Origin of the sequence: Mucilaginibacter gossypii (assembly GCF_017569325.2) — a bacterium.
Taxonomy (GTDB): domain Bacteria; phylum Bacteroidota; class Bacteroidia; order Sphingobacteriales; family Sphingobacteriaceae; genus Mucilaginibacter; species Mucilaginibacter gossypii.
In genome coordinates this window covers 946688-968041 of the sequence record NZ_CP071878.2, presented here as the reverse complement: position 1 = coordinate 968041, position 21354 = coordinate 946688, and the positions used below count along the sequence as shown (strand labels likewise).

16 protein-coding genes are annotated in these 21354 nt (G+C 44.9%); 9 read left to right on the top strand and 7 right to left on the bottom strand.

All coding sequences use genetic code 11. The annotated features are described in order from the left end of the window. The first annotated feature begins 16 nt into the window (after window positions 1–16). From J3L18_RS04070 to J3L18_RS04050, 5 genes are all read left to right on the top strand, one after another. On the top strand, window positions 17–2680 hold the full coding sequence (locus J3L18_RS04070; protein WP_223266174.1) for a TonB-dependent receptor: 2664 nt from the start codon (window positions 17–19) through the stop codon (window positions 2678–2680). Window positions 2681–2684: 4 nt separating this feature from the next. Continuing rightward, window positions 2685–3506 carry a DUF4249 domain-containing protein gene (locus J3L18_RS04065; RefSeq protein ID WP_129569649.1) on the top strand — a complete coding sequence of 274 codons (822 nt, stop codon included), beginning with the start codon at window positions 2685–2687 and terminating at the stop codon, window positions 3504–3506. Between the two features lie 146 nt (window positions 3507–3652). Then, window positions 3653–4357, top strand: a complete 705-nt coding sequence (locus tag J3L18_RS04060) for a 3'-5' exonuclease (protein WP_129569648.1) — start codon at window positions 3653–3655, stop codon at window positions 4355–4357. Continuing rightward, complete coding sequence (locus tag J3L18_RS04055) at window positions 4341–6248, top strand: DUF294 nucleotidyltransferase-like domain-containing protein (RefSeq protein ID WP_129569647.1); 1908 nt, start codon at window positions 4341–4343, stop codon at window positions 6246–6248. Before J3L18_RS04060 ends, J3L18_RS04055 begins: the two co-directional genes overlap by 17 nt. A gap of 3 nt (window positions 6249–6251) precedes the next feature. After that, window positions 6252–6575, top strand: a complete 324-nt coding sequence (locus J3L18_RS04050; RefSeq protein ID WP_129569646.1) for a GIY-YIG nuclease family protein — start codon at window positions 6252–6254, stop codon at window positions 6573–6575. Between the two features lie 215 nt (window positions 6576–6790). On the opposite strand, the gene J3L18_RS04045 is transcribed toward J3L18_RS04050, so the two are convergent. The 7 genes from J3L18_RS04045 to J3L18_RS04015 all read right to left on the bottom strand — a co-directional run bounded on the left by J3L18_RS04045 (window position 6791) and on the right by J3L18_RS04015 (window position 17258). Next, the gene (locus tag J3L18_RS04045) at window positions 6791–7858 is read right to left on the bottom strand and encodes a glycoside hydrolase family 76 protein (protein ID WP_129569645.1); all 1068 of its coding nucleotides are present in this window, start codon (window positions 7856–7858) and stop codon (window positions 6791–6793) included. A 97-nt stretch (window positions 7859–7955) separates the two neighbouring features. Further along, window positions 7956–9110 carry a glycoside hydrolase family 76 protein gene (locus J3L18_RS04040; RefSeq protein ID WP_129569644.1) on the bottom strand — a complete coding sequence of 385 codons (1155 nt, stop codon included), beginning with the start codon at window positions 9108–9110 and terminating at the stop codon, window positions 7956–7958. 66 nt (window positions 9111–9176) lie between these two features. Further along, window positions 9177–10313 carry a SusE domain-containing protein gene (locus tag J3L18_RS04035; RefSeq protein ID WP_129569643.1) on the bottom strand — a complete coding sequence of 379 codons (1137 nt, stop codon included), beginning with the start codon at window positions 10311–10313 and terminating at the stop codon, window positions 9177–9179. Window positions 10314–10356: 43 nt separating this feature from the next. Next, window positions 10357–11982: a RagB/SusD family nutrient uptake outer membrane protein gene (locus J3L18_RS04030; RefSeq protein ID WP_129569642.1), complete on the bottom strand. Its 1626-nt coding sequence runs from the start codon at window positions 11980–11982 to the stop codon at window positions 10357–10359. An 11-nt stretch (window positions 11983–11993) separates the two neighbouring features. After that, window positions 11994–15335, bottom strand: a complete 3342-nt coding sequence (locus J3L18_RS04025) for a TonB-dependent receptor (protein WP_189549240.1) — start codon at window positions 15333–15335, stop codon at window positions 11994–11996. A 257-nt stretch (window positions 15336–15592) separates the two neighbouring features. After that, window positions 15593–16561, bottom strand: a complete 969-nt coding sequence (locus J3L18_RS04020) for a FecR family protein (protein ID WP_129569640.1) — start codon at window positions 16559–16561, stop codon at window positions 15593–15595. Between the two features lie 67 nt (window positions 16562–16628). Further along, window positions 16629–17258, bottom strand: coding sequence for an RNA polymerase sigma-70 factor (locus J3L18_RS04015; protein ID WP_129569639.1), 630 nt, complete (start codon window positions 17256–17258; stop codon window positions 16629–16631). Window positions 17259–17543: 285 nt separating this feature from the next. Between J3L18_RS04015 and J3L18_RS04010 the strand changes: the two genes are divergently transcribed. From J3L18_RS04010 to J3L18_RS03995, 4 genes are all read left to right on the top strand, one after another. Continuing rightward, on the top strand, window positions 17544–17834 hold the full coding sequence (locus J3L18_RS04010; protein ID WP_129569638.1) for a hypothetical protein: 291 nt from the start codon (window positions 17544–17546) through the stop codon (window positions 17832–17834). A 50-nt stretch (window positions 17835–17884) separates the two neighbouring features. After that, on the top strand, window positions 17885–18571 hold the full coding sequence (locus tag J3L18_RS04005) for an NUDIX hydrolase (protein WP_129569637.1): 687 nt from the start codon (window positions 17885–17887) through the stop codon (window positions 18569–18571). 443 nt (window positions 18572–19014) lie between these two features. After that, window positions 19015–19911 (top strand): NUDIX domain-containing protein, encoded by an 897-nt coding sequence (locus J3L18_RS04000; protein WP_129571948.1) that lies wholly within the window; start codon window positions 19015–19017, stop codon window positions 19909–19911. 4 nt (window positions 19912–19915) lie between these two features. Beyond that, window positions 19916–21334, top strand: coding sequence for a nicotinate phosphoribosyltransferase (locus J3L18_RS03995; protein ID WP_129571949.1), 1419 nt, complete (start codon window positions 19916–19918; stop codon window positions 21332–21334). The last annotated feature ends 20 nt before the right edge of the window (window positions 21335–21354 follow it).

The window sequence follows — 21354 nt, the reverse complement described above, 5'->3', positions numbered from 1 at the left end:
ACAATTTAAAGCAACTATGAAAACCAACAGACCGGCATGGCCCTCCATGCTGATTTGCGAAATAACGCGAACACCCTTCCGAACGGCACTCTGCATGTTGTTATTTTTAATGACGGCACTAAGCAAAGCACAAGCCCAGGGGCCTTTAGATAAACCCGTTACTATAACCATAAACAACGAACCGCTTAAGCAGGCTTTGGATAAAATCACAGCTGCCTGTGGCGTAAGGTTTACCTATAATGAAACAGTTGCCAAAAGCACTGTTAAGATCAGTGTGAATACCAAAAACCAGCCTTTGGGCGATATATTACGCAAGGCCCTTGCTCCGCACCCGTTTATTTTTACGGTGCTTGATAATGAAGTATTGATCAAATACGATGCCGGCAAGGTAAAAAAGCAGGCAGCCGCCGGCACTGATGGCAAATACACGGTAAGCGGCACTGTTAAATCAAAACAAACCGGCGAAACTATTATTGGCGCAAGCATTAGGGTTACCGATGCAAACTTTGGCACATCAAGTAACGAATACGGCTTTTATTCGCTTACACTGCCTGCCGGTGACCATCAACTTTCGGTAAGCGCTATGGGGCAAAAAGCCGCGGTTGTTCCGGTATCATTAGCCGGCAACCTTCGTTTAAATATCGAACTGGAAGACAATGCCCAGCAATTGCAGGAAGTAACCGTTAAAGCAGTGCCTGCCGGCGCGCGCGACCTGGCCAGCCCGCAAATGGGCGTTGAGCACCTTAGCATTCAGGAAACCAAAAACATTCCCGTGCTGCTTGGCGAGCGTGATGTGATCAAAACCATCCAATTGCTGCCCGGTATCAAATCGGCCGGGGAAGGCAGCGGCGGGTTCTTTGTACGTGGTGGCGCAACCGATCAAAATTTGATCCTGCTGGATGAGGCACCCGTATACAATGCATCGCATTTGCTGGGTTTCTTCTCCACCTTTAACTCGGATGCCATCAAGAATATCAATATTTATAAAGGCGACATGCCCGCGCAATATGGCGGCAGGCTTTCATCTGTACTGGATATTAAAATGAACGATGGTAACAACCAGAAGTTTGGCGTAAGCGGCGGCATTGGCCTGATTGCCGCGCGCATCAATGCCGAAGGGCCTATTCAAAAGGGCAAATCATCTTTCCTGATTTCTGCACGGCGTACTTATGCAGATGCTTTCCTGGCCTTGTCAAAAGACAGTATTGCCAAAAAAAGCCAGCTTTATTTTTATGACCTTAATGCCAAAGCCAACTATGTTTTAGGCGATAAAGACAGGTTGTTTGTTTCGGGATATTTTGGAAAGGATGTGCTTAAGGCTGCCGATATAGCCGGCATTAACTGGGGTAACACCACGGCTACCCTGCGCTGGAACCATATTTTTAACAGTCAGCTATTTTCAAACACCTCGCTCATCTACAGCAATTATGACTATAAGCTTAACATTAAGCAGGATGTAAACGAATACAATATTTATTCGCAGATCCGCGATTTTAACTTTAAGGAAGACATGCAATGGTATGCCGGCGACAAAAACACCATCAGCTTTGGTGTAAACAGCATTTACCATACCATTAAGCCGGGCGAAATTTCGGCTACCGGTAACTCCGGGGTTATATCACAAAGCCTGCAAAACAGGTATGCCCTTGAAAACGCCGCTTATGTTACCAACACCTGGAAAGCGACAGACCGTTTTACCCTAACCTATGGGGTACGCCTGTCGGCCTTTACCATACTTGGCTCAGGCGATTATTATGACATTGATGCTGACGGGAACATCGTAGGCTCTAAACATTACACTTCCGGCCAGGAGGTAAAAACCTATATAAACCCCGAGCCCCGCATTGCAGCGGCTTTCCAGCTAAATGATGTAAGTTCTATCAAGGCATCGTACGCCCGCAATGCGCAAAACCTGCATTTGATCTCCAACTCAAACTCGGGTTCACCAACGGATAAATGGGTGGCCAGCACTAATATCATTAAGCCGGAAATTGCTGACCAGTTCTCTGTGGGATACTACAAGGATTTCAACGAACACAACTATGAATTTACCGTTGAAAGCTATTACAAAAAGCTGCAAAACCAGATAGATTACCGCAATGGCGCCAATGTGTTCACCAACCAACCCATAGAAACACAGTTACTTTTTGGAAAAGGCCGCTCCTACGGTGCCGAGTTTTTGCTGAAGAAGAAAACCGGCAGGCTTAGCGGCTGGATCAGCTATACGCTGTCAAAATCTGAACGGATGATTGACGGCATCAATAACAATCAGTGGTATAATGCCCGGCAGGACCGCACCCACGACATTGCCATTGTAGCCATGTATAAAGCCAGCGAAAAATGGACATTCTCCGCCAACTTTGTTTACTATACCGGCGATGCCGTGACCTTTCCGAGTGGTAAATACCAGGTTGACGGCGTAACTTATTACTACTATACCAACCGAAATGCCGACAGGATGCCGGCTTATCACCGTTTAGATTTAGGGGCAACCAGGCAACTTAAAAAAACGGCGAAATTTCAGTCTGATCTGACATTCAGTTTGTACAATGCATACGGTAATCCAAACGCTTACCGCATATTTTTCCGCGACAACAAGACCGACGCAAGCCGTACCGAGGCGGTGCGCACTACCCTGTTCACCTTTGTGCCTTCGGTTACTTATAACTTTAAATTTTAAGCCGATGAAAAATACTATAAAATACATAACCCTTATGCTTTTTGCAGCAAGCCTAAGCAGCTGCGAAAAGGCCATCGACCTTAAACTGAAAGATACCACCCCGCAATATGTAGTTGAAGGTGTATTAACCAACCAGGCCGGCGGCTGCAAAGTATTATTAAGTAAGACCAAAAACTTCACCGATAACAATGACTTCAATGGCATAGGCGGCGCTACCGTTACCATTGCCGATGATAATAACAATGTTTACCCGCTTACAGCTACAAGTACCGGCATTTACCAAAACAGTACTTTAACAGGCACCCCTGGCCATACCTATCAGCTTAGTGTGAGTGTTGATGGCAAAACATTCACCTCAAGCTGCTTAATGCATCCCGCGGTTCCCTTAGATAGTATTTACCTGGTTAAAGACGAACTTCAAAATAACAAGGACGGCACCCCGCGCAAATATGTTACCGTGCGATATGACGACCCTATAGCTACCAAAAACTATTACCGTTTTGTTCAGTATGTAAACGGCCGCAAAGAAGAAACGATCATGTTGGAAGACGACGAATTTACCAACGGACAGGAGGTGAACAACAACCTTAGGTTTGATAACAGCAACGATAACCAGGCGCGCGACATCCGCCCTGGCAATCAGGTAACCATTGAAATGATGAGCATTGACCAGGCCGTTTACAAATACTTTTACAGTCTTAGCAACAGCGCCAACGGCGATGGTAATAACGCCGCCCCGGCAAATCCGTTAACCAATATCAAGGGCGGCGCACTGGGATATTTTAGTGTTCATACGGTGGAGAGGAAGACATTGATAGCGCCGTAACCGCCAGCCCCTAAAGGGGCAACTATTGGAGTAAAATCATATAAAAACACCCGCCCAAGGCGAGTGTTTTTTATTTAAACCAATATTTCCCCGCAGGGATTTTGTTGCCTGTTACCATCATTCAAATAAATTCATAAATTTAGCATGTGCAAGATTACCTTTTATTCATAGATACCGAAACCTCCGGCCTGCCCAAAAAGTGGGACCTGCCCTATTGTGATAACGACAACTGGCCTTATGCCCTGCAGGTGTCGTGGATCGTGTACACCAAAGATATGCGGGAGGTAAAGCGTGAAGATCATTATATTAAAGATAATGACTTCACCATAAGCCCAAAAGCATACGCAGTACACGGCCTTACCCAGGAGTATTTGGTTGAGCACGGCGAATGGCGCAAAGATGTAATGACCATGCTGGCCAATGATCTTTTAGAGTATCAACCACTGGTAATAGGTCATTTTATTGAGCTCGACCTGAATGTTGCCGGCGTTGAGTTTTACCGCACCGGCATCACCAATCCGCTTCAAAATTTAAAAACCTTTTGTACCATGCTGGCTACCACCAAGTGGGTACAAAACCCGCAAACCAAGTATTTAAGGTTAAACCAACTGTACGAAGTATTGTTTAACAAAACCTTTGACAGACAGCACAACGCCCTTGAAGATGCCGAGGCTACCGCCGAGTGCTTTTTTGAGATGCTGAAACGCGGCGATATTACCGAAGAGAGCGTGGAGCACCAGGAGGTTTACCTGCAAAAAATCCGCTCCGAAAAAAAATACCTTTTACCCGCAGCGATCATTTTAATTTTGATCATCATCATAGCTTTTTGGTTATATGGTTCAACGTCTTGAATTTTTAAGTAAAGTATCCCCTTTTAATCTGCTTCCAACAGAAGTATTGGAACAGGTTGCCGACCAGTTGCAGGAGATCCGTTATAGTAAAGACACGGTTATTTACCAGCAGGAAGTAACCAAAATGCGCGGCGTAGACATCATTGCCGAAGGCGAATACGAATCCTTTTTTTATGACACCCAGCAAAATAAGCGGTTGTTGGAGTATCATCATTCGGGTTACTGCTATGGAGGTATTTCGGTATTGCTTAACCGTAAACAGTCTATCCGTACGGTAATAGCCAAAAAGGGCACAACCGTTTTCTTTTTACATCGCAAAGATTTCCGGTCGCTGTGCAAAGCTTACGAAGACTTTGTACAATATTTTACTGCCGATTTTGGTAAACGGATGCTTAATGATGAGTTTGCCCATTTTTACAAACGCCCGGCAACTTTTGAGGAAAGCTATATAGCTTCCGAACAAATGTACTCGCGCAAAATTGAAAGTATCGAATACCGCGAGATAGTATCCTGCCCTCAAGGGACCCCGGTTTATGAAACGGCACGGTTGATGGCCAAACACAAGGTAAGCTGCATTTTTATCCGCGATGAGCAAGCCAAAATTGTAGGCTATGTGACCGATATAACCCTGCGCGATAATGTAGTTGCAAAACAGGCAGATACCGCCCAACCGGTCGGCAACATTATGGATAACCCTATCGTTTGCATTAGCACCAACGCTTATGTATACGAAGCTATCTTGATGATGTTCCGTACCAAAACCCGGTATTTACTCATCAAAAACGGGGATGAATTTGTAGGCAGCATCAGCAGGAATAAATTATTGTCCGAACAGGCGCAATCGCCCCTGGTGTTCATTCAATCGGTAAAACAAGCCATTTCAGTACAGGAGCTTAAGCGCAAATGGGAATCCGTACCGCAAATGGTCACACAATTGCTTGGTCGGGGTGTAAACGCCGAAATTGTAAACCAGGTGATCACCACTATTGCCGATACCATTGCCATAAAAGTAATTGAAAGCGTTATTGCAACAATGGGCCAACCGCCGGCCAAATTTGTTTTCATGGTGCTTGGCAGCGAAGGCCGTAAGGAACAAACTTTTAAAACCGACCAGGATAACGCCATTATTTACGAAGATAAAGCCAACGAGCAGCGTGAGTTAGTGCGCGAATATTTCCTGAGTTTTGCGCAACAGGTATCTGAAAAACTTGACCATATCGGCTTCAGCTTTTGCACCGGCGGCTACATGGCCCAAAACCCCAAATGGACGCACTCTCTCTCCCATTGGAAACGCAATTACGAAAGTTGGATGACCGAAGCTGTTCCCGAAACTGTAATTCAGTTCTCTACATTTTTTGACTGCCGATACCTCTATGGCGAAGCCGGCATTATGGATGAGTTAAAAGAGTTTCTGGACGAGGAATTGCAAAAACCTTTGGGTAAGATCTTTTTCCATATGGCTAAAAATGCTCTGCAATACGAGCCGCCCCTCACCTTTTTCAAAAACATCAAAACGTTCACCAAAGGCAGCCAGGAAGTTTTCGACATCAAAAAATCAATGACCCCAATTGTTGATTTGGTGCGCATGTATGCCCTGCGTCACCGGGTTTTTGAAGTTAACACCGGCGAGCGGTTGAAAGCCCTGAAAGAAAAAGACGTTTTCAACGAAAAAGAGGTACACGAGCTGATCCAGTCGTACTATTTTTTGATGGGCCTGCGCCTCCGCAACCAGGCCTCCCAAATTATTCGGGACCGCACCGAACCCGACAACTACATCGACCCGGATAAACTCACCAAAATTGAAAAGGTAGCCTTAAAGGAGATTTTTAAGACGATAGATAACTTTCAAACAAGGATAAAGATGGAGTTTACGAATAATTTGTTTGGGTAGGGGATGATAAATGTTGGTCTTAATCAATATCACGTTTACATATTGAAGTGTGCTGATGGCTCATATTACACTGGAATAACTAATAATATTGAGCGAAGATTGATTGAGCATCAATCAGGCGAGAATCCTACTTGTTATACTTTTAAACGGCGACCTTTGGAACTGGTGTTTAATGAGGTATTTAATGACGTTAACCAAGCTATAGCATTTGAAAAACAGGTTAAAGGATGGCGAAGAGAAAAGAAAGAAGCTATCATAAACGGCACTTGGGACCTTTTACCGGAATTAGCTAAAGCGAAAGCAAAAACTAAAGGCCTGTCCTTTTGAGCCGAGGGTTGTGCGTAACGGCCTTTACGATATAATCCGGGGCCTCTGAAGGTTAGATGACAAAGAGGGCCTGTCAGTCTGAGCCCGTCGAAGACTCGCGCGCAGAGGCCTGCCCGCCATACTTCGACTGGCTCAGTATGACACCCCTTTTTTAAGTTGTCATAGGGTAGCTCGTCGAAGCATGACATCCATTTTTTTGCTGTACACCGACGTTTTTACCCCCCCATCTCTTCCAACCTCGCATAAATCTCTATCATCGCTGCCTGGTCTATCAGGCTTTTGATGCGATGCGGGCCGAGCAGGTTTTTATCATTCCGTTCCTGTTGCCATATGCGGTTAGCGTCGTCAACAAAAAAACGAAATTGTGTTTTGTCTTTATCAACACGATATAATTCCTGGTAGCCACGAAGTAAAACTGCATTAAACCAATAATTGCCCGGCAACCGGTTGTTACGATAAAAATATTGTTCGGAAGCTTTGGCTATGCGGCGCGCCTCGGTCAGGTATTTTTTATCATGGGTGATGTTATAGAGCAGCACATTGGCCTGCAGCATGGTACCCGCGTTATAAGTATAAATGGCCGAATCGATCTTTAACGACGGCACCTTTATGTTATCATAAAACAAGCCGGATGGCGCCTGCAGGTTTTTGTTTGTCCAGTTATAAGCCAGCAATGCGGTATCTAAATACTGTTTACGCCCGGTTGCTTTGTAAAGCTGTAAGGCCACCAAAATCCCCGGACCATTTGAGCAGGTGTTTTTACTTTTCCGGTTGCCTTCTTCCCAATAAAAACCACCACCGGCTTCATTGGTATAACCGGTTAGTAAAAAGCGGTAGATCATTTTGGAGGTTTCCAAATATTGTTTGTTATGGGTACGGTTATAGGCATCCATCAGGGCAATGGCCACCCACTCGTTATCATCATAAAAACGCGAATCCTGTTTTTCCTTTGCTACCACGGCCTGGTAAGCCGGTGCAGGTGAACGAGGCGAATAATATTGCTGGATAGCAACCATAACAGGCTTAAGATATTGTTTGGAAGGTTCCAGCACTTCCATTTCATTAGCAGCCTGCACCAGGGCACAAAGTGGCCACAAAAACGAATGGTTGCCCTTATTCGCAACCGAGTCGGTAGTTTCAAGATACAACCCTGTTTTGGTATCAGCAAAACAACTGTTGATATTTTGGTTAATGATTTTTATCCGCTCTTTGTAGCCGGGCGTTTGGGCACTTGTACTTAAGGCAACAGACAGACAAAGCAGCGTAATCAATTTAATTTTCATAGATAATTGTATTTGGGACAGGTATAAATCAGATACTAAAATAAGCCATAAAAGTGGTTGAATACTTTTATGGCTTTTATTGTTACAAAGCTGTTGTTTAAAATTTACCGGCCGCTTTCAGCGTTGCGGCAGCTTCAACCATCATCACACCACTTAACTGGGTAGTAAGGTCCGTTGTTCCCGATGGCTGTTTTTTCCAATCGGGACTGATCATGAGTGACGGCCGCTCGATACCGGCTGTGTAGAGCGTTTCGGCGTTAAATTTTAGGAAGCTGATAAACTTAGTTTTGTCTGCTTCTGAAACATCCGGATCAAGCGCCAGCAATGTAAGGTATCGGATCAGGATACCTTTAAATAAACCACCATCGCCCTGTCCTTCCGATTTCAGGATGCCGCCTGGTGAAATATCTGTATCATTAATGGTGGCATTGGCTGTGTTTACCGCATCGGTAAGGTAAGCAGCATCTTTGGTAACGTGATAAAGTTCCAATGCAGCCCCGATAAACACGCCCTGGTTATAAGTAAACTTCCACTTGCTGATCTGCCCGTCGCCATTGGCGTTGATACCATCCCAGATAATGCCCGAAGGATCAAGCAGGGTTTTCTTGAGCCAGGTATATAATCTTTTTGCTGTCGCAAGATCAGCCTCATTTTTTTCCAAAGCATATAAACGGGCCGCAAAGATGATGGCCGGAGCATTTGCAGGTGTATTTTTATAATCCAACTGATTTTTACGCCAGGCTATGCCGCCGCCCTGGTTGCTGTTTTCGCCGGTTTGAATATCTGTCCAAAGCGTGTGGGCTGCCGTTAGATAAGCGGCATCCTTTGTAGCATTGTAAGCCCTTAATGTAGCCAGATCCAGCCATTCCATATCATCGTAAAAATTATTGGAAAGACCGCCGTTAGTAGTTTTTATTCCGGCTAAAAGCGAGCTCATTCTTTGCTTGTAGATATCATTATTGGTGCGCAGGTAGGCATCGGTAAAAATATCAAGGGTATGGGCATTAGGCCAGTAATTAAAAGTGGTACTGCCGGCATTGTTCGCCACAAAATAATTTCCGTTTGCCGATATGAAGGTTGTGTATGTTTTTTCCTGTAATGAATCGGCTGTTTCGGCGTACTTATATTGCACCTTTGCCGAAGCTTTATTGCCGTACAAGGGGAAAGGCTTATCCTTTAAACACGATGAAAAAGTCATGGCTATGCCACCCATAAGGACAGCAGTAGCTATGTTGAGCAATTTATTTTTCATAAAATATCTTTTATCGTCAACCTGCCGCCATATTTTGACAACACGGCGGCAGGTAGGCGGTTAATATTATTTAACAGTAACAGAGTGGGTATAAGCAGCAGCATCAGCGCTAAAGTCAACTACGATATCGGCGTTGTGATTATCGGCTGCACCGGTAAACTTAAAGCAGAAATCATATTGCGAGTTGTTAACCGGCACCATGTACCAGAATGATTTAGCTGTATTGGCATCCGGACGACTGTTATCCGAATTTTTGCTGCCATAAAACTGGGTTGAAGTATTACCCGCAGCATCTTTAAAGGTAAAGCGGAACTTGTAACGCTCATCCCTACCCCATGATTCCTGGTGAAACACAATAGAAGCATTATCTATTTCCCATTTACCACCGGCTTTATAAGGCAGCGGGAACCATACTTTATTATCTGCCGCAAACCATAAACCAACCTCGGTTACTTCGGTTATAGTAGCCGATGCAGATGTAAAGTCAACTACGATACGCTCAACTTTAGTTGCGCCAGTTACGGTAGTGCTACCATCTTTCAGCAGCTTGATACCGTCAATAGAATAGGTAGCGGGCGTGCCTGTGTTACGCTCGGCAAAGTGATAAGTACCTGCTTTTAATGAAGTCCAGGCCTCAAATACACCAGCAGCAGTTTGTTTAAAATGTACCGCTTTGCTTAAGTCTTCGCCGCCTTCGGTAGCCGAACCTGTCAGGTACAGATCGGCAGGAATATCAGTAAAACCCGCGGCACGCTGCACTTCAATAATGCTTGATGCAGTCGCTTTAACCACATTGATACCTTTCGACGACATTACGGTCCATTTCAATTTACCTGTAGCCTGCGGTTGGATCCCCGCTAAATCGGCCACCTTATTCAGGTCTTTGTAGGAGATGGTAAGCTTGTTGTAGAGTCCGTTAGCATCTGAAGGAATAGTATAAATTGGCTTTGAAAAATCGCCGCTTTCTTTATCAAAAGCAACCTCGTACAAAACCAGGCCATTGTCTTCGGCATGGGCTTCGGCCCATTCAAATGTGGCCGAACCGGTTACCGGCTCCAACTGGATGAATTTGTTATTTGCAGGAGCAAAAAGGTTGGTTACTGCCGATACCTGTGTATGTTGTAAGGTTTTATCCTTTTTGCAGCCTGTTACCATTAAAATGGCTATGATGCCTGCCATGAGGCAGTATGTAATATTTTTCATGATCGTAATTGATTATAATGTCTTTTTATAAATAATTAATGATTTACCAGCCCGGGTTTTGAGTTAGGTTAGGGTCAACAGCGCGCTCATCGCGAGGGATTGGCCACAGGTAGTTTTTACCTTTGTCAAATGTGCGCAGGTTGGCCCTGATGTAGCCATTATCAACCGATGCCGGACCAAATTTGGCTCCGTGCACCCAACCATTCAATACGGTTTCGGCGGTGTGCCAGCGGCGGATATCAAATACCCGCAGGCCTTCCATAGCCAGTTCTACACGGCGCTCGTTACGAACTATCTCTCTTAAATCAGCCTGGCTTCCAGCTGCAAAATTTAATGCAGGGGCATCGGTAAAGCCTGCACGACTGCGCAGCGCTTTGATAGTTTTATCCCAAACACCGGCATCCAGCTGACCAAGCTCATTTTTAGCTTCGGCATACATCAGCAGCACATCGGCATAACGGATGAGAATCAGGTTTAAAGCGGATTGAAAATTTACGGCAGATGAAGGGTCGTAATATTTACGGGTATAATAAGCTGTTGGTGAACTTACCTTGCCCGGCGCATATTCATCAGGCTTGGTAGCACCCGGATCGCCGCCCGGTTTGGTATAAATAATTTGTACGCTGTTATCCGGCTTTTTCCATTTATAACCGTTGTACACAACCGTGTTGGTAAGCCTTGGATCGCGGTTTACATAGGGATTATTTTCGTCATACCCTGAGCCTGGATCGGTGATCTTTTTACCATTTTCCATCAGGTAACTGTCAACCAGCTCCTGTGTTGGGGCAAGGGCATTTAAACGGGCTCCAACAGCAAGCGGAGCCATATCAAAAAAGTTACTGTATGTTTTTACATCCGGTACAAATTCCAGGTCGAGGATCACCTCGCTGTTGTACTCATTCTGCGGTAAAAACAAACTTTCGTACGATGGAAACAGGCTGTAAGTACCATTGCTGTTATCGTTCATCAGCTTTTCGCAGGTGGCTGCTACATCCTGCCAGCGGCTTTCATATAGCAGCACCCTTGCTTTTAAGGCTATGGCTGCACCTTTGGTGATCCGGCCCCTGTCGGCATCTTTATAGGCGGTATTTACCGGCAAATCAGTTGCTGCAGCGTCAAGCTCTTTCAATACAAAATCAACAACCTGCGCTTTTGGTGTGCGGGCAATGCTTTTTGATTCGTCAATGCTGATGTCGTGATCAAACAAAGGCACATCGCCCCACCAGGTTTCCAGCATAAAATAATGAAAAGCTCGAATAAACCTTGCTTCAGCTTTCATACGGGCTTTTAGCGTTGCATCCATAGCGGTTACCCTGTCTACATTCTCTAAAAAAATGTTGCAGGTTTTTATGCCACTGTAGTGGCCCCCCCACTCCTGTTTGATACGCCCTAACGACGGATCATATGTACCCGCGGCAAGCGAGGCAGCACCCTGGTTGTCACCGCGGCCATTGTATGCATTGTCCGACGCTCCTTCGTTATAAAAGAAATAGTCGTTGCTGAACATTTGCGAATAAGCGGTATTAAGCACCGCGCCGGCTTTTTCGGTAGTAGTCCAGAAATTGCTGTCGGTGAACTTATTGGTAGGCGCCAGATCGAGTTTTTTACAAGCCGATAAACTGGCCAGTAATACTAAAAAGGCGGTTTTATATGTCGAATATTTTTTCATGATGGATAGTGTTATAGGGTTACATCTAAACCAAAACCGTAGTAAATTGGCGTTGGGTATGACCGCGCACTGTTAGCGCCGCCAGCCCCCAGGTTACTGTTAAATTCGGTCGATTCTGGATCGATAAATTTCACGCCCGAAAACGTAAGCAGGTTTTGGCCCGATACATAAGCCCTCAGTTTTTGTAAACCCAGCAACTTGGCCCATGCATTTGGAAGTGTATAGCCCACCTGTACATTTTTTACGCGCAGGTACTTGCCATCAAACAAATACATATCTGATCCACGCCTGAAGTTGTTTTCGTTTGATTGGCTGCCGCTGGCCGCAAGGCGCGGAAAACGGGCATCAGGATTTTGAGGTGTCCAGAAATCAAGCTCGTGCTGATAGATAACCTGTGAGTAGTTTACGTGAAATGGCTCAACCTGCTCGCCCCTAATAAACATGCTGCGTTTACCTACGCCCTGTAAAAACAGGTTAAAGTCAAAGCCTTTATAGCTTACATTATATGTAAAGCCGAAAGTTAAGCGAGGGAACGGGTTACCGAAAACAAACTTATCGTTATCGTCAATTACGCCGTCGCCGTTAACATCAACATAGCGGTTATCGCCGGGCGATACGGTTAAACCGGTTGGCTTAGCACCTGTTTGAATATCATGAAGGTTTTGGAAATAGCCGTCGCGTTTTAAGGCCACATATGAGCCTATCGGCAAGCCTACGCGGTTGATCACCTGCATCTCATCATAGCTTTTTAGCTGATCGCCGCCCTCAAGGTAAAGCACCTTGTTTTTGCTATCAGCCACGTTGAAGCTAAAGGAGTGTTTAAAGTTTTGCGTAGTGAGATAATAGTTAACCGTTAGCTCCCAGCCATGGTTTTGTACTTTGCCCGCGTTATAACTTGGCAAACCAGCACCAAAGGTTCCCGGCACAATGGGTGGCAGCAGGATATCGCGGGTGGTTTTATTAAAGTAGTCGATAGCAACGGTCAAACTGTTTTTCAGGAAGCCTGCATCAACCCCAATATTCAGTGTTGCAGCACGTTCCCAACGCAGATCGGGGTTGGCAAAGGATATGGCTGTGCCACCCACGCCCGAGTTGTTAAAGCCATAAGCATTTTGAAAAGGGCCATAAGTGCGCAGGTACTGATAATCGCTAACACTTTGGTTACCCAAAATACCGTATGAGGCACGCAGCTTCAAATCGCCTATGTTGTTACGATAGTTTTGCATGAAGCGCTCCTCGGTAAGGCGGTAGCCGCCCGATACCGAAGGGAAGAAAGCGCCGCGATTTTGCGGCGCAAATTTTGACGAAGCATCTACACGAAAATCAAACTCGCCATAATACTTATTTTGGTACGAATAACTTGCCCTGCCAAATAATGAGTTAAGACTTGTTTCGGTAGTTCCGTTATTGGATGCTGATGAAGTAGCGGGGTCAATGATAGTACCGGTGGTAGGTGTACCCAGTTCCGGGTCGGTATATTTAAGATGGATACTGTTTTGCTTTGCCGTGGTAGATTCGTTAGCCACGCCTACCAATACATCAACATTGTGTGATTTATTAAAAGTTTTGGCAAACTCGGCCAGTAACTGCGTATTGGTGAACAGGGTTTTGTTATTATCATCATTGGTGTTACGATCTGCCCCGTAAGTTCCGGATGGATAAAAATTCACCTGCTTAACACGCGTAAACTGGTGATCGGACAATAACCTGCCGCCAAAAACAGCTTTCAGTTTAAAATCTTTGGTAACAGAAAGTTCTGCATTTAAGTTACCTAACAGATTGTCATCGTCATGGGTACGGTAACCGCCCTGTTCCAGGATACCAAGCGGGTTAAACTCTGTGAGTACATCATTAGTAAGGTACCGGCCCTGATCGTCCTTAATTTTATAATAGGTGGGTGTACGGCCTGCATCCACTATCAGCGTGCCTGTGCTGTAGGAGTGTTCTCTGATTTCGGAGCGTGAATAAGCCAGGATACTTGTAAGCTTTAACTTACCGTAGTTACTGGTTAAGTTCATGCGGTAGTTATAGCGCCTTAAACCATAGTCAGGCCCGACAAGGTTGCTGCGCTGATCGGTTACGCCCGCCGACACCAGGAACGATGTTGTGGCGTTGCCACCTGTTAAACTCAGGTTATGGCTTTGCTGCCATGAGTCTTTCAAAATAGCATCCAGGAACCATTGTTGATCGCCCTGTTGCTGAAAATCACGAATTTGCTGCGGACTATAAATAGGCTGCAAACCGGCATTAACCATAGCCTCATTGCGTAAAATGGCATTTTCATAGCTGTGTACCGGTTTATAACCCACGTGCGGGGATTGAATACCGGCCTGACCATTATAATTTACGGTAGTGCGTGAATTGTTTTTACCTTTTTTGGTGGTTACTAAAATAACCCCATTAGCAGAGCGTGAACCATAAATAGCCGCCGAACCGGCATCCTTCAGTACCGAAACACTTTCGATATCCTGTGGATTAAGGAGGTTGATATCACCACCGGTAATACCATCAATTACCACCAATGGGGTGTTATCATTAAGTGTGCTCACCCCCCTGATATTCACATTGGCGTAAGCCCCGGGCTCGGAGCTGGTTTGTTGTATAATAAGGTTGGGCGAAGTACCCTGCAAAGCCTGTGTTAAGTTTATTGAAGGTTTTGATTCAATGGCTTTCGCACTGATCTGATCTACCGCGCCTATCACATTGGAGCGCCGCTGGGTACCGTAGCCTACCACCACTACCTCATTAAGCGAAGTACGCTCGGGGACCAGTTGCACATTCAGCGTAGCCTGGTTGCCGATGGGCTGCTCTTTTGTTGCATAGCCTATAAAGTTAAACACCAGTACAGCGTCAGCATCGGGCGCATCAATGGTGTAGTTTCCGTTAACATCGGTTACAGTACCTATGGTGGTGCCTTTAACCCGTACGCTTGCACCGGGTATAACTAAGTTATTTTCGTCGGTAACTTTACCTTTAACTTTGATGGGTTGCCTGGGGCCTTGCTCAATACCCCCGGTACTGCTTTCTATCTCCGGCTTTTCATCAATAACTATAACATCGTCAATGATCTTATAGCTGAGATTAAAGGGCGTTAAAACCTGGTCAAGTACTTCCCTGATACTTTTGTCTTTAACCTTAAGGCTTATGACATAAGTTGGTTTAAGTACATTATCGGCGTAGGCAAATTTGATATGCTTTTGGTTCGAGATCTTATCCAGCGCATCGGTTAGCTTGGCATTTTTGAGCTTGAGCGTAACCGATGCCTCCAGAAATTTTTGCCCGAACGAGTTGTTTGCCACGGCCGTAAAGCACATGAGACAAACCACAAAGCAGGCAAGCGAGGTAATTTTCATTAATATTAATACATGACGAATTACTCCATTTGAAAATAGAGATATATTCATAGATTTGAGAAAATTAAAGTGTTTGAAATTCAAGTGCTTCGTTCTGAATTGGACCTCTAAACGCTGCACTTATTAATAACCCGGCATTTTAGTTTAACCCTGTCAAAATCCCTTTTGAGCAGGGTTTTTTAATGTATTTATGTTATCATAGCTTGTATTTAGGTTAACTGATAATTGGTATATCTCTTTTATTAATTGGTTTTATGTTAGCAGCCCTTGCCTTTTAGCTGATAAGCCGGGCCCTTTTGCACAGCTTTTCCCTTCACCAGTTTCGATATGATCTTCATGATATTTTCCAGTGAAACATTGGTAAAGTTGGCGGTGATAGAGCAACGTGCCAGATTAACATCGGCCTTTACGGTTACATTGAAGCGGCGGTTAATGGTGTTGAGCACTTCGGGCAGCGCCATATTTTTAAATACCAATTCACCGTCTTTCCAACTGCTTAGGGCGTTCACATCAACCTGAGCATTTTTTATCACGGATAGCTTATCCTTATCAAAAACAACCTCCTCGGCGGGGATTAAAAATGTGGTTGTACTTTTTGTTGCACCGGCCGGAGTAACTACCCCAACTTTGCCGCTTAAAACGTCAACCTTAATAAAGCTTTCGTTAGCGTAGGCTTTGATATTGAAACTGGTACCCAATACATGGGTGCTCACCTGCCCCGTATGTATAATAAAAGCTTTCGCCGGATCATGGGCTACATCCAAAAAAGCTTCACCTTCCAGCCTGATCTCTCGTTTTTCGCCCCGGAAGGTTTCGGGATAAGTAAGTTTACTGCCAGCATTTAACCATATTTTGGTACCATCGGCAAGGGTGAAATTTACAGTTTGCCCGTTAGCGGCAACCAATTGTTTGCTGGCAATAGGATCCAAACGATCAAGCAGGGCATAGCGGTATTGATAAGCTATTGTTACCGAAATACATAAGCCTGCAAGAAGCGAAGCCGCAACCATCCATTTTTTTAATTTTCCCGGATTTTTCTTTTCCGTATTATCTAAAGCAGCATTGATTCTGCTGTACACGCCATCAGCATTAAATTCCACCTCATCACCTGCCTCGTTTTGTACGCTGCGGAGATCGAGCTCGTCGAAATATTTATTTACAAGCTCTTCCTGCAAATGCCTGTCATTTGCACCGGATTGTTTTTTTCTGAAAGGGAATTTTGCCATGGTTTATAACTGCAGGATGCAATAAACCGGGGTACCCCCCAAAGCAATTGAAAATATTTTTTTGGGTCTATTTGCCAAAAATATGCAGCAATACCAGCGCCACTACCGACGGCAGATAATCGGTTAAACCGGTGCGCAGGTATCTTAAAGCGATAGTGATCTGGTTTTCGACAGTTTTAATAGAGATGTTTAGCCGGGTAGCTATTTCTTTATTGCTGAGATATTCTTTGCGGCTCAGGGTAAAGATCTGCCTGCATTTTTCGGGTAACTGGGCTACGCCATCTTCCAGTAAATGAGCAATATCATCCTGGAACAATTTACTATCGGCCGAATATTTTTCAACGAGCGTTTCAATCACCGCAAGATCTACCGATGCCTTTTTTGTGCGCAGATAAAATAACACACGGTGCCTGATAGCCACTTTGAGGTAAGCTTCGAGCGAGGTAATATTTAGCTGATTGCGCTTTGTCCACAGATCAATAAATAATTCCTGCACCAGGTCTTCACAGACATCCTTATCCCTGAAAAGATTATAAGCTGCGTAAAACAACTTCGACGAATATTTATGGTACAGAATTTCAAATGCCTTACGGTCATCAAGCCTTAACTGCTCCAATAACCGGGCATCAGGCCACATTTGATATTCCTTATCGTGAAGCATAGCGGCGGTAAAACGGTTTACTGATTGGTAGGGCATATTTACAAGAAAATTTTTAAATAAAAAAACTTTTAAATATTACTTGCGCTAAACCAGGTTATTCGATCAATCTGGAATGGTAAAAAGATTGGGGTTAAGCCATTCGTGTTATCACGTTCTTTAACTATCCACAGGGTTACTTTTGGGTAATCATCGTATTAAATACAAACCAATATCCTATGCCGAAAATTATAATGAACGAAAGGAAATGGACATTAACTGTGATACTTTTATGCATTGGGGACTGGCATCTATAATTTGATAAATTGTATAAACAAGCGCTCGATGCAAACCGTTTCTTTTAAAAATTGCACAGAAAATTATTATTATAGTACCCAGTGGCCCGGTATGGAGGGAGACGAAGACCATGCGGCTAAAGGGCGTTTAGCACGCTGTTTGTGTCAATCCTATTTGCAAAAGCCTGATACGGCGATATCCCGAAAAATTATGGAGATCTATAACAGTGATGGTCGTCGTGTTTTATTCAACACTTCACACAATAAAAACTATAACAAGCTTGATTCTATAATTAAGTATCGAAAAATGGCATTTGATACCCTGGCTTTATATGATTGATTTATTTATAAACCCTTGCCCCGCCGTTTCCCAATATCTAACTTTGTATTATGCCAGTCACCCAAAATATAAAGGTTGCCGTTGATGCCGTAGTATTTGGATATACCTCCAAGGAGGGATTATCCGTACTGCTCATTAAACGCAATATCGAACCTTTTAAAAACAGCTGGGCGTTGCCTGGTGGCCTGGTAGCTGATCATGAATCATTAGAGGAAGCTATTCAGCGCGAGCTGCGTGAGGAAACTGGCGTAAACATCACTTACCTGGAGCAACTGTACAGCTTTGGCCAGCCGGGGCGCGACCCGCGTAACCGGGTAATCTCCATAACTTATTATGGCCTTGTACGGCCGGATGCCTTTGTTGTTAAAGCCGCTACCGACGCCAGCGATGTAAACTGGTTCAATATCAAAAAGCTCCCTGCCCTGGCGTTCGATCATACTACCATTATCAGCGTAGCGCGCGAACGCCTTAAAAGCAAAATGCTTTATCAGCCCGTGGGCTTTGAGCTGCTTGAAGAAAAGTTCCCCTTTTCTGAACTCGAAAAACTCTACCTCGCCGTGCTCGACCGCCCTATCGACCGCCGTAACTTTAAAAAGAAGATCACCAAATACGGCTTCCTCGAAGAAACTACCGAAAAACAGGCCCTCGAAGGCGCCGGCAGACCGGGTAACCTTTTCCGCTTTAATGAGGAAAAGTATTTTCAGCTACAAAAAGAGGGTATTAGTTTCGAGATATAGCGAGCCCCCTCTAAATCTCCCCCGGTTGGGGAGACTTTTACTTTTCCATCGTCCCGAATTTATTTCGGGATCCAACATGCTAAGTCACCGCTATGCTTGCGCCTCGGCTTATGGCGTGTTGAAATAAGTTCAACATGCCCACATCCGTCGTCCCGAATTTATTTCGGGATCTCACATGCTAAGTCTCCGCTATGTTTGCGCCTCGGCTTATGGCGTGTTGAAATAAGTTCAACATGCCCACACCCGTCGTCCCGAATTTATTTCGGGATCTCACATGCTATGTCTCCGCTATGTTTGCGCCTCGGCTTATGGCGTGCTGAAATAACTTCAGCGTGACCAGTTTATTTTAACACCATTACAAGTTTATCCCCAAAAAAATTAAAAAATAATTTGCGTATTAAAAACACATATTTATATTTGTGTGTAATTAACGCAAATTAGAAATGAAAACAGGAGTAATAATAGCACGCTTTCAAACGCCGTACCTGCACGAGGGTCACAGGGAATTGATAGGACAAGTTAAGCAAAACCATGCCAAACTGATTATATTACTGGGCGTTAGCCCCATAAAAGGCAGTCGCAAAAATCCTTACGACTATTACACGCGTGAAAAGATGATCAAAAAAGATTATCCTGAAATTGTGGTGCTCCCCATCAGCGATAATCCGAGCGATAAAGTTTGGTCGGATAACCTGGACAACCTGCTGAAAAGTGTTTTCAATGCCGAGCAGTTTTGTCTGTACGGCAGCCGCGACAGCTTCATTCCCTACTATAGCGGTAAATTTGAAACCATCGAACTGCCCGAACACGGTGATTATAACGCCACCGAACTTCGCAAGCAATACGCCGATAAGGTTTTCGACTCAAACGATTTCCGTGCAGGCATCCTTTACGCTTACTATAATCAATATCCAAAAGTGTACCCTACCGTGGATGTAGCCCTGTTCAGGAATAACCGCAGCGAGATCCTGTTAGGCAAAAAAGCCATCAACAATAAATGGCGTTTTGTGGGTGGTTTTTCTGACCCTGAGGATGCCTGTTACGAAGATGCTGCCAAACGCGAGCTTACCGAAGAATGCGGCGAAATGCAAACCACTGCCATGCAGTACGAAACATCGGCCAAAATAAACGACTGGCGCTACCGCAGTGAAGCTGATAAGATCATTACCCTGCTGTTTAGCTGCGACTTTATTGAAGGAGAACCAAAGGCCCAGGATGATATTGCCGACCTGGCCTGGTTTAAACTAACAGACCTGCCTTTAATGATAAAAGACAGCTCTATTAGCGAAGAACACATTGAATTGTTTAATTTCATCACCGGCAAATACCTTAAAAACTAAAGCCATGAAAAAGGAAAATCTGATCCTCTTAGCCGACGCATATAAATACGCCCACCATAAATTTTACTACCCCGGCACCACCAATATTTACAGTTACCTGGAAAGCCGCGGTGGGATGTTCAACGAAACCGTTTTCTTCGGTCTGCAATATTTTTTAAAGGAATACCTGCAGGGACCAACCTTTAACCAGGTTGATTTGGACGAAGCCGACGAATTTATGAAACAGGTTTTCGGCAGGGATGATGTGTTTGATTGCAACAAGTTTCAATACATATTAGATAAATACAACGGCCACCTGCCGGTGCGCATCAAAGCTGTGGCCGAAGGCAGCAGCGTACCCACCGGCAACGTGCTCATGACCATCGAAAATACCGACCCTGAATGTTACTGGCTCACCAACTTCCTCGAAACGCTGCTGATGCAGGTTTGGTACCCTTGCACCGTAGCTACGCTTAGCCATGAGGTTAAAAAAGTAGTTACCCAATACTACGAGGAAACCGCCACACCCGAAGCTTTCGGCGGGATTGGTTTTGTGCTGAATGACTTCGGTTTCCGTGGGGTGAGCAGCGTGGAAAGTGCCAAAATTGGTGGTGCGGCTCACCTGCTCAGCTTTGCAGGCAGCGATAACCTTGCTGGCTCTGGCATGGCTATTAAATATTACCATGCAGAAAAAGTATATGGCCTCAGCATCCCTGCTACCGAGCACAGTATTTGCACCCTGCTTGGGCAGCAAGGCGAACTGGAAGTGTTTAAACATGTGCTGCGCAGCTTCCCTACCGGCGTCATTGCCTGTGTAAGCGACAGCTACAACATTTTCCGTGCCTGCAGCGAGTACTGGGGCGAGGATTTGAAACAGGAGATCCTAAAACGCGATGGTACCCTGGTGATCCGCCCGGATAGCGGCGACCCGGTGATGACCCTCCTTGAGATCTTTAAAATTCTGTTTGATAAATTTGGCTTTACCACCAATGCCAAAGGTTATAAAGTATTGCCTCCGCAGGTTAGGGTGATCCAGGGTGATGGGGTTAATTATACCGAGATAGGTGTTATTTACAAAGCCCTGAAAGAAAACGGCATCAGCGCCGAAAACCTGGTGCTGGGCATGGGCGGCGCATTACTGCAAAAAGTCGACCGTGACACCCAGAAATTTGCCCTTAAATGCAGCAGCGCCGTGATAAATGGCGAAGAGATAGCCGTTGAGAAAAGCCCTGCCGAAATGGACGCCAATGGCAACATCACTACCAGTTTTAAAAAGAGCAAAGGCGGCCGCCTTAAACTGGTAAAAACAGCCGAAGGTTATAAAACCCTTCATGAAGACGAGCAACCCGAACTGGCCGATCATCTGCAAACCGTTTTTGAGAACGGCCATATCATGAAAGATTTTACCTTTGAACAGGTGATTGATACCTTGCAACACCAATAAATAACGATAACAAAAAAAGC

Coding starts and splice junctions, on each gene's coding strand:
- J3L18_RS03995 (WP_129571949.1), top strand. CDS start 19,916: ATGAAAAAGGAAAATCTGATCCTCTTAGCCGACGCATATAAATACGCC.
- J3L18_RS04065 (WP_129569649.1), top strand. CDS start 2,685: ATGAAAAATACTATAAAATACATAACCCTTATGCTTTTTGCAGCAAGC.
- J3L18_RS04020 (WP_129569640.1), bottom strand. CDS start 16,561: ATGGCAAAATTCCCTTTCAGAAAAAAACAATCCGGTGCAAATGACAGG.
- J3L18_RS04050 (WP_129569646.1), top strand. CDS start 6,252: ATGATAAATGTTGGTCTTAATCAATATCACGTTTACATATTGAAGTGT.
- J3L18_RS04055 (WP_129569647.1), top strand. CDS start 4,341: ATGGTTCAACGTCTTGAATTTTTAAGTAAAGTATCCCCTTTTAATCTG.
- J3L18_RS04015 (WP_129569639.1), bottom strand. CDS start 17,258: ATGCCCTACCAATCAGTAAACCGTTTTACCGCCGCTATGCTTCACGAT.
- J3L18_RS04070 (WP_223266174.1), top strand. CDS start 17: ATGAAAACCAACAGACCGGCATGGCCCTCCATGCTGATTTGCGAAATA.
- J3L18_RS04045 (WP_129569645.1), bottom strand. CDS start 7,858: ATGAAAATTAAATTGATTACGCTGCTTTGTCTGTCTGTTGCCTTAAGT.
- J3L18_RS04000 (WP_129571948.1), top strand. CDS start 19,015: ATGAAAACAGGAGTAATAATAGCACGCTTTCAAACGCCGTACCTGCAC.
- J3L18_RS04035 (WP_129569643.1), bottom strand. CDS start 10,313: ATGAAAAATATTACATACTGCCTCATGGCAGGCATCATAGCCATTTTA.
- J3L18_RS04005 (WP_129569637.1), top strand. CDS start 17,885: ATGCCAGTCACCCAAAATATAAAGGTTGCCGTTGATGCCGTAGTATTT.
- J3L18_RS04040 (WP_129569644.1), bottom strand. CDS start 9,110: ATGAAAAATAAATTGCTCAACATAGCTACTGCTGTCCTTATGGGTGGC.
- J3L18_RS04030 (WP_129569642.1), bottom strand. CDS start 11,982: ATGAAAAAATATTCGACATATAAAACCGCCTTTTTAGTATTACTGGCC.
- J3L18_RS04010 (WP_129569638.1), top strand. CDS start 17,544: ATGCAAACCGTTTCTTTTAAAAATTGCACAGAAAATTATTATTATAGT.
- J3L18_RS04025 (WP_189549240.1), bottom strand. CDS start 15,335: ATGAAAATTACCTCGCTTGCCTGCTTTGTGGTTTGTCTCATGTGCTTT.